The sequence below is a fragment of the Nonomuraea lactucae genome, from assembly GCF_003313395.1.
Lineage (GTDB): Bacteria > Actinomycetota > Actinomycetes > Streptosporangiales > Streptosporangiaceae > Nonomuraea > Nonomuraea lactucae.
Window position 1 is genome coordinate 1 of the sequence record NZ_QNFZ01000866.1, and the last position, 6,586, is coordinate 6,586.

The window sequence follows — 6,586 nt, forward strand, 5'->3', positions numbered from 1 at the left end:
AGCCGCCGCGGCGGCCCGTCCTGGCGTACGCGCTGCGGCGGCCCGGCGGGGTCGAGCTGCGCGCCGTCGCCACGGGCCGCGACGAGCCGTTCCTGTTCGCGGTCTTCCGCTTCCCGGGACGGGCGCCGTCGGAGGGGTTCAGGGACGCCCGCAACCTCGTGGCCGTCGTCCCCGGCGACCGGCAGGTCCGCTGGGTGGACCCGGACGGCGGGCGCGGGGACCACTACCAGGTGGTGGCGGTCGACCGGGCCAACCGGACGAGCAGGCCGAGCAACGGCTTCAGGGTCCTCTAGCGACAGGGAGCAGGGTGCGGGTTCTCGGTCTCATCTCCGGCACGTCGCACGACGGCATCGACAGCGCGGTCGTCGACTGGTCAGTCGACGGCGGAACGCTCACCGGCAGGGTCGAGCACGTCGGCGAGGTGCCGTACGACGCCGGTCTGAGAGCCCGCATCGTCGCCGCGCTGCCGCCCGCCAGGGTGGACCTGGGCGAGGTCTGCGCGCTCGACACGCTCATCGGGCAGGCGTTCGCCTCGGCCGCCGAACGCTGCCCGCGGGCCGACCTGATCTGCTCGCACGGCCAGACGCTCTTCCACTGGGTGGAGGGCGGCCGGGTCAGGGGCACGCTCCAGCTCGGCCAGCCCGCCTGGATCGCCGAGCGGACGGGCCTGCCCGTGGTGTCGGACGTGCGGGCGCGCGACGTCGCCGCCGGAGGGCAGGGCGCGCCACTCGTGTCCTACCTGGACCTGCTGCTCCTGGCGGGCCTGAGCGCATCCGTGGAGGCGGGCCGCGACGGGGCTCTCGCGCCGGGCCGCGCCGGGGCGCTGGAGGTCGGTCGCGCCGGGGCGCTGAACCTGGGTGGCATCGCCAACCTGACCGTGGCGGATCCCGCCCTCGCGTACGACACCGGGCCCGGCTGCGCGCTCATCGACGCCGCCGCGCCGCCGTACGACAAGGACGGCGCGCTCGGCGCGGCGGGCACGGTGCACGAGAGCCTGCTCGCCGAGCTGCTGGGGGAGCCCTACTACGCCACGGAGCCGCCGAAATCCACGGGCAAAGAGCTGTTCACGCCCGGCTACGTCAAGGGTCGTGCCAAGGCGGACCTGCCGCTCACGGACCTGGTGGCCACGCTGACGGCGCTGACCGCCGAGACCGTCGCCGCGGAGCTGCGCGGGCACCGGCTCGACACGGTCGTCGTGTCGGGCGGAGGCACCCGCAACCCCACGCTCATGGGCATGCTGCGCGTACGCGCGCCGCAGGCACGGCTGGTGACCAGCGACGAGCTCGGCGTGCCCGCCGGAGCGAAGGAGGCGATCGCCTTCTCGCTCTTCGGCTGGCTCACCGCGCACGGCCTGCCGGCTACCGTGCCCAGCTGCACGGGCGCCACGGGGGCGCGTGTGCTGGGCACGCTGACGCCGGGTTCCGATCCGCTGACGCTGCCGGAACCCCTCGCCGAAGCCCCGGTCGCGATCCGGTTGGTGTGATGGGTCGCGTCCGGCGGCCCGCCACGGGTAGCGGGTCGTGCCCTATGAAGCCCTGCGACCGGCCGCTGACGGCTGGTCGGCCGAGGCTCCCGTCCGCTGTGGTGGCACCACAGGGGTGGGGCGGACCAGGCCCAGCGCGACGACCTCGTTGGCCAGCCGCGTGCGCCGGTTGGTGCCCTCCGGGATCCTGAACTTCTGGTAGAGCCGCAGCAGGTGCTGCTTGACCGCGGCCTCGGTCACGACCAGGTCGTCGGCGATCTCGCGTGCGGTCGCCGGGGCGACGAACGCCTCATCCGACAGCGCCGGCCGGCAGAGCGAGGTCAGCACGTCGACCTCGCGCCTGGTCAGCTCGGGCGCCGCCGCCCTGCGGAGCTCGATCTCGGGGGTGAAGTCCTCACGGGGGACTCCGCCGATGCGACCGCGCGCCGCGCCGAAGGAGACGACGTCGCCGTCGTCGAGAACCCTCCGGGCGATCGGCCTGCCATTCACCCGCGTGCCGTTGCGGGACAGGCCCAGGTCAACGACGTACAGGTAGGGTCCTCGCCTGACGAACTCGGCATGGAGTCGAGACACGCTCGGATCGGTCAGCCGGATGTCGACACCCCGGCCCCTCCCCACGGTCGTGATCTCGGGGCGCAACGGGACCACCTCGCCTGTGTCCTCGATGCGTATGAACGGCCCCTCCACGGCAGTTCCTCCCCAGGTAGCCCGCCGTAACTATTACTACAGCTCCGGCTTACCCAACCGAGGGGATGCGGAATCGCCTTTGCCATAAGGAGAATCCCGCATGAAATTGGTCTGGACCTCTGCGGACGGTTTTACCTGCTCACGGGTAGACTTCCAGCGAAGATAAGCGGAGGAAACACTCATGGCGGACAAGCCCACGAAAGGCCTGGCCGACGTCGTAGCCGCGTCCACTGCGCTGAGCGACATCGACGGGACGGCCGGTCGCCTCTTCTACCGTGGATACGACATCCATGACCTCGCCGGTCGAGCGACGTTCGAAGAGACGGCCTACCTGCTCCAGCGGGGCAAGTTGCCCAACAGGCAGGAGCTGGCGGAGTACGGCGCCGAGCTGGTGCGCGGACGGGAGCTGGGCGCGCTCGTGTCGGCGAACATCGCGGAGATCGCCGAGAAGCAGAAACCCATGGAGGCGCTGCGCAGCCTGGTCTCCCTGTCGGCCGCGGACGACCCCGACAAGGACTCCATCGCCCCCGACGCCAACCTGCGCAAGGCCGCCCGCCTCACCGCCCAGCAGCCTCTGCTGGTCGCCCGCTACCACGCGGCCCGCACCGGAGGCGAGGTTCCCGAGACGGACCCCTCGCTCAGCATCGCGGGCAACTTCCTGCTGCAGGTCACCGGCCGCGTCCCCGAGCGGCGCGCCGCCGAGATCTTCGACGCCTGCCTGGTGCTGCACGCCGACCACACCATGAACGCCTCGACCTTCGCCGCCCGGGTCTGCGCCGCGACGCTGTCCGACATGCACTCCGCCATCGTGGCCGCCATCGGCACCCTCAAGGGTCCGCTGCACGGCGGCGCGAACGAGCAGGTCATGAAGACCCTGGAGTCGATCCCGCCGTCCGGGGTGGCGCAGACCGTACGCGACAGGCTGGCCGCGCACGAGAAGATCATGGGGTTCGGCCACCGGGTCTACAAGACCGAGGACCCGCGCGCCACCCACCTGCGCAGGATGTCGCGGGAACTGGCCGAGGCGTCCGGCGACGACACCTATTACCGGATGTCGAAGGAGATGGAGGAGGTCGTCCTGGAGGCCAAGGGGCTCTATCCGAACGTCGACTTCTACGCCGCGTCGGTCTACCACTACCTTGGCATTCCGACCGACCTCTTCACGCCGGTCTTCTCGATCAGCCGTATGTCGGGTTGGACGGCTCATGTGATCGAGCAGCATGCCGACAACCGCCTGATCCGCCCCGACAGTGAATACATCGGGGAGCGTGACCAGAAGTGGAAGCCGATAGAGGAGCGGTGAGCCGTTCCGGTGAGAGTTGGGGACCGTACCCGCTGATCTTGGCGGGTGCGGTCGTCGCCGTTGCCGTGACCATGCTGGTGAACCTCAGGTGGGGCGGGTTCGCGCTGGGGGGCGTGGTCATGGTCGGCGCCGCGTTGCGGTTCGCGGGGTACGGCGGGCAGCTCGCGGTGCGGAGCAAGAGGACGGACGTCATCACGCTGGCCGGGTTCGGCTTCGTGCTCGTGCTTACCTCGCTCCTTCTGGGAAACAACGAGCTCAAGGCGTTCATCATGTCCCTTTTCGCACGTTGAGTCGGCCGTCCGATAGCCTCAACGCATCCATTCATTGAAGGGGAACCATTCGCATGCCCAAGATCAAGGTGGAGGGTCCTGTCGTCGAACTCGACGGCGACGAGATGACCCGGATCATCTGGCAGTTCATCAAGGACCAGCTGATCCTTCCCTACCTCGACGTCGACCTGAAGTACTACGACCTCGGCATCGAGCACCGTGACGCCACCGACGACCAGGTCACGATCGACGCCGCCAACGCCATCCGGAAGTACGGCGTGGGCGTGAAGTGCGCCACCATCACCCCGGACGAGGCGCGGGTCGAGGAGTTCGGTCTGAAGAAGATGTGGAGGTCCCCGAACGGGACCATCCGCAACATCCTCGGCGGCGTCATCTTCCGCGAGCCGATCATCATGTCCAACGTGCCGCGGCTCGTACCCGGCTGGACCAAGCCGATCGTGGTCGGCCGTCACGCGTTCGGCGACCAGTACCGTGCCACCGACCTCAAGGTTCCCGGCGAGGGCACCCTCACCCTCACCTTCACCCCGAAGGACGGCTCCGAGCCGATCGAGCTGGACGTCTACGACTTCCCCGGCGCCGGCGTCGCGCTGGCGATGTACAACCTGGACGAGTCGATCCGCGACTTCGCCCGTGCCTCCATGCGCTACGGCCTGGCCCGCGACTACCCGGTCTACCTCTCCACGAAGAACACGATCCTCAAGGCGTACGACGGCCGCTTCAAGGACATCTTCGCCGAGGTCTACGAGAGCGAGTTCAAGGACGACTTCGAGAAGGCCGGGCTCACCTACGAGCATCGCCTGATCGACGACATGGTCGCCGCCTCCCTGAAGTGGGAGGGCGGCTACGTCTGGGCGTGCAAGAACTACGACGGCGACGTCCAGTCCGACACGGTGGCGCAGGGCTTCGGCTCGCTCGGCCTGATGACGTCCGTCCTCATGACGCCCGACGGTCGCACCGTCGAGGCCGAGGCCGCGCACGGCACGGTGACCCGGCACTACCGCCAGCACCAGCAGGGCAAGCCGACCTCCACCAACCCGATCGCCTCGATCTTCGCGTGGACGCGCGGCCTGGCCCACCGGGGCAAGCTCGACAACACCCCCGCGGTGATCGACTTCGCCGACACACTGGAGCGGGTCTGCGTCGAGACCGTCGAGGGCGGCCAGATGACCAAGGACCTCGCGCTGCTGGTGGGCGGCGACGCCCAGTGGCTCACCACCCAGGACTTCCTGGCCGCGCTGGACGAGAACCTGAAGAAGAAGATGGCCTGAGTCTCAAGAAACTGATCGATTGCGCTGGGAAGGGCCGCCCGTGGGCGGCCCTTTTCGCTGCGCTGGGACATCCCTTGGCATCCCGCGGGCGTGGCGTAGTTGATCAGTTGGGTAGGACCCACCCGTAACAGTCGTACGCGTCTCGGGGGGTTCGGATGCGACTGCGTGTCATCAGTGGGGTGGGTGTGGTCACGGTCGCCGCGATCGTGAGCGGCTGCGGCTCCGAGCCCGCCCCACAGGTCAACAAGAGCACCAAGGCCGACACGGCCGCCGCGTCGAAGCAGGCCAAGGCCGCCAAGGCCGCCGCCGCGGCCAAGGTCAAGGCCAACGAGCTCGGGCAGGTGCCGGTGCTCATGTACCACCGGATCATCAAGAACCCGGCGACCACGGACGACCGCACGCCCGAGCAGTTCCGCGCCGATCTCGACCGGCTGGCCCGCGATGGCTACGTGCCGGTCACCGCCGCCGAGTTCGTCACCGGGAAGATGGACATCCCGGCGGGCAAGCACCCCGTCGTCCTCACCTTCGACGACTCCTCGCCCTCGCAGCTCACGCTGGACGAGCTCGGCCAGCCCAAGCCGGACACGGCAGTCGCCATCCTGCGCGAGGCCGCGGCCAAGCACCCTGGCTTCCGCCCGGTGGCGACGTTCTACGTAACGCGCGACATGTTCGGCAAGACCGTCAAGGAGGAGCAGGCCCAGATCCTGCTCTGGCTCAAGGACAACGGGTTCGACCTCGGCAACCACACGCGCGACCACCTCAACCTGCGTGGGCGGCCGAAGAACGACGTCGAGGAGCAGATCGGCTCCATCGCCAAGGAGATCGGCGCCCTGGCCTACGCCAAGCCCGTCACGATCGCCCTGCCGTACGGCAACCAGCCGAGCAAGAAGGAGTGGGCCGCCCGCGGCAAGCTGGGCGACGCCTCCTACGACCACAAGGGCGTCTTCCTGGCCGGCTACACCCCGGCGGCCTCGCCGTTCAGCAGGTCCTTCGACCCGCTGGGCATCCCCCGGATCAAGGCCATGGACAAGAAGGGCGACTGCGCCCAGTTCTGCTCGACGGCCTGGCTCGACTGGCTCAAGAGCAATCCGGACATGCGCTACACCTCGGACGGCGACGTGACGACGGTGGCCTATCCCAAGTTCAAGAACCCGTTCCTGCGCACCACGTTCAAGACGTACGCGCTGGCGTACTAAAAGGGAGTTACGGCCACCTTCTGGCCGCGCGCGGACCGCTGCGAATCCGGAACGCGATGCCCGCCCTGTCGAGCCGGTCGATCAGGGGCCGCCCCATGGCCGTCGCCGTGGTGAGCTGGCCCGCCCGCCGCGGGACGTCGTCGAAGGCCAGGCAGAGGGCCGCCTCGGCGAGCATCTTGGCGGGCTCGTCGTAGCCGGGGTCGCCACCCGACACCTCGGTGACCACCCGCTCGCCGCCGCCTTCGCCGAGGAAGGTGACCGTGAACCAGCTCTTCGCGCGCCGCTCCGGACCCGGGCCGTCGCCCGCCCGCACGCGCCGCGCCAGCCACTCGCGGGCGGGCGGGATCTGGGCGAGCGCG

The 6,586-nt window shown here is 69.5% G+C and carries 6 protein-coding genes and 2 pseudogenes; 6 read left to right on the plus strand and 2 right to left on the minus strand.

From position 1 onward, the window contains the following. Both DQW85_RS29925 and DQW85_RS29930 read left to right on the plus strand, forming a co-directional pair. Positions 1 to 293: pseudogene (locus DQW85_RS29925) on the plus strand (glycosyl hydrolase); the annotation flags it as partial. 14 nt (positions 294 to 307) lie between these two features. Continuing rightward, entirely contained in the window at positions 308 to 1,483 is a 1,176-nt protein-coding gene (locus DQW85_RS29930) for an anhydro-N-acetylmuramic acid kinase (RefSeq protein ID WP_113703176.1), read from the plus strand. Between the two features lie 42 nt (positions 1,484 to 1,525). Here DQW85_RS29930 and DQW85_RS29935 read toward each other — a convergent pair whose 3' ends face one another. Next, the gene (locus tag DQW85_RS29935) at positions 1,526 to 2,170 is read right to left on the minus strand and encodes an FHA domain-containing protein (protein ID WP_113703177.1); all 645 of its coding nucleotides are present in this window, start codon (positions 2,168 to 2,170) and stop codon (positions 1,526 to 1,528) included. A 181-nt stretch (positions 2,171 to 2,351) separates the two neighbouring features. Here DQW85_RS29935 and DQW85_RS29940 point away from each other — a divergent pair, with 181 nt between their 5' ends. The 4 genes from DQW85_RS29940 to DQW85_RS29955 all read left to right on the plus strand — a co-directional run bounded on the left by DQW85_RS29940 (position 2,352) and on the right by DQW85_RS29955 (position 6,227). Beyond that, the gene (locus DQW85_RS29940; protein WP_113703178.1) at positions 2,352 to 3,473 is read left to right on the plus strand and encodes a citrate/2-methylcitrate synthase; all 1,122 of its coding nucleotides are present in this window, start codon (positions 2,352 to 2,354) and stop codon (positions 3,471 to 3,473) included. Next, on the plus strand, positions 3,470 to 3,763 hold the full coding sequence (locus DQW85_RS29945) for a DUF3017 domain-containing protein (RefSeq protein WP_113703179.1): 294 nt from the start codon (positions 3,470 to 3,472) through the stop codon (positions 3,761 to 3,763). Before DQW85_RS29940 ends, DQW85_RS29945 begins: the two co-directional genes overlap by 4 nt. Before the next feature lie 53 nt (positions 3,764 to 3,816). Next, positions 3,817 to 5,031 carry an NADP-dependent isocitrate dehydrogenase gene (locus DQW85_RS29950; RefSeq protein ID WP_113703180.1) on the plus strand — a complete coding sequence of 405 codons (1,215 nt, stop codon included), beginning with the start codon at positions 3,817 to 3,819 and terminating at the stop codon, positions 5,029 to 5,031. 155 nt (positions 5,032 to 5,186) lie between these two features. Beyond that, positions 5,187 to 6,227, plus strand: a complete 1,041-nt coding sequence (locus DQW85_RS29955; RefSeq protein ID WP_113703181.1) for a polysaccharide deacetylase family protein — start codon at positions 5,187 to 5,189, stop codon at positions 6,225 to 6,227. A 7-nt stretch (positions 6,228 to 6,234) separates the two neighbouring features. On the opposite strand, the pseudogene DQW85_RS29960 reads toward DQW85_RS29955, so the two are convergent. Next, positions 6,235 to 6,586 (minus strand): annotated as a pseudogene (locus DQW85_RS29960) (saccharopine dehydrogenase); the annotation flags it as partial.

What these genes read in the sequence shown, in the direction of transcription:
- DQW85_RS29940 (WP_113703178.1), top strand. Translation starts at nt 2,352, where the DNA reads ATGGCGGACAAGCCCACGAAAGGCCTGGCCGACGTCGTAGCCGCGTCC.
- DQW85_RS29950 (WP_113703180.1), top strand. Translation starts at nt 3,817, where the DNA reads ATGCCCAAGATCAAGGTGGAGGGTCCTGTCGTCGAACTCGACGGCGAC.
- DQW85_RS29955 (WP_113703181.1), top strand. Translation starts at nt 5,187, where the DNA reads ATGCGACTGCGTGTCATCAGTGGGGTGGGTGTGGTCACGGTCGCCGCG.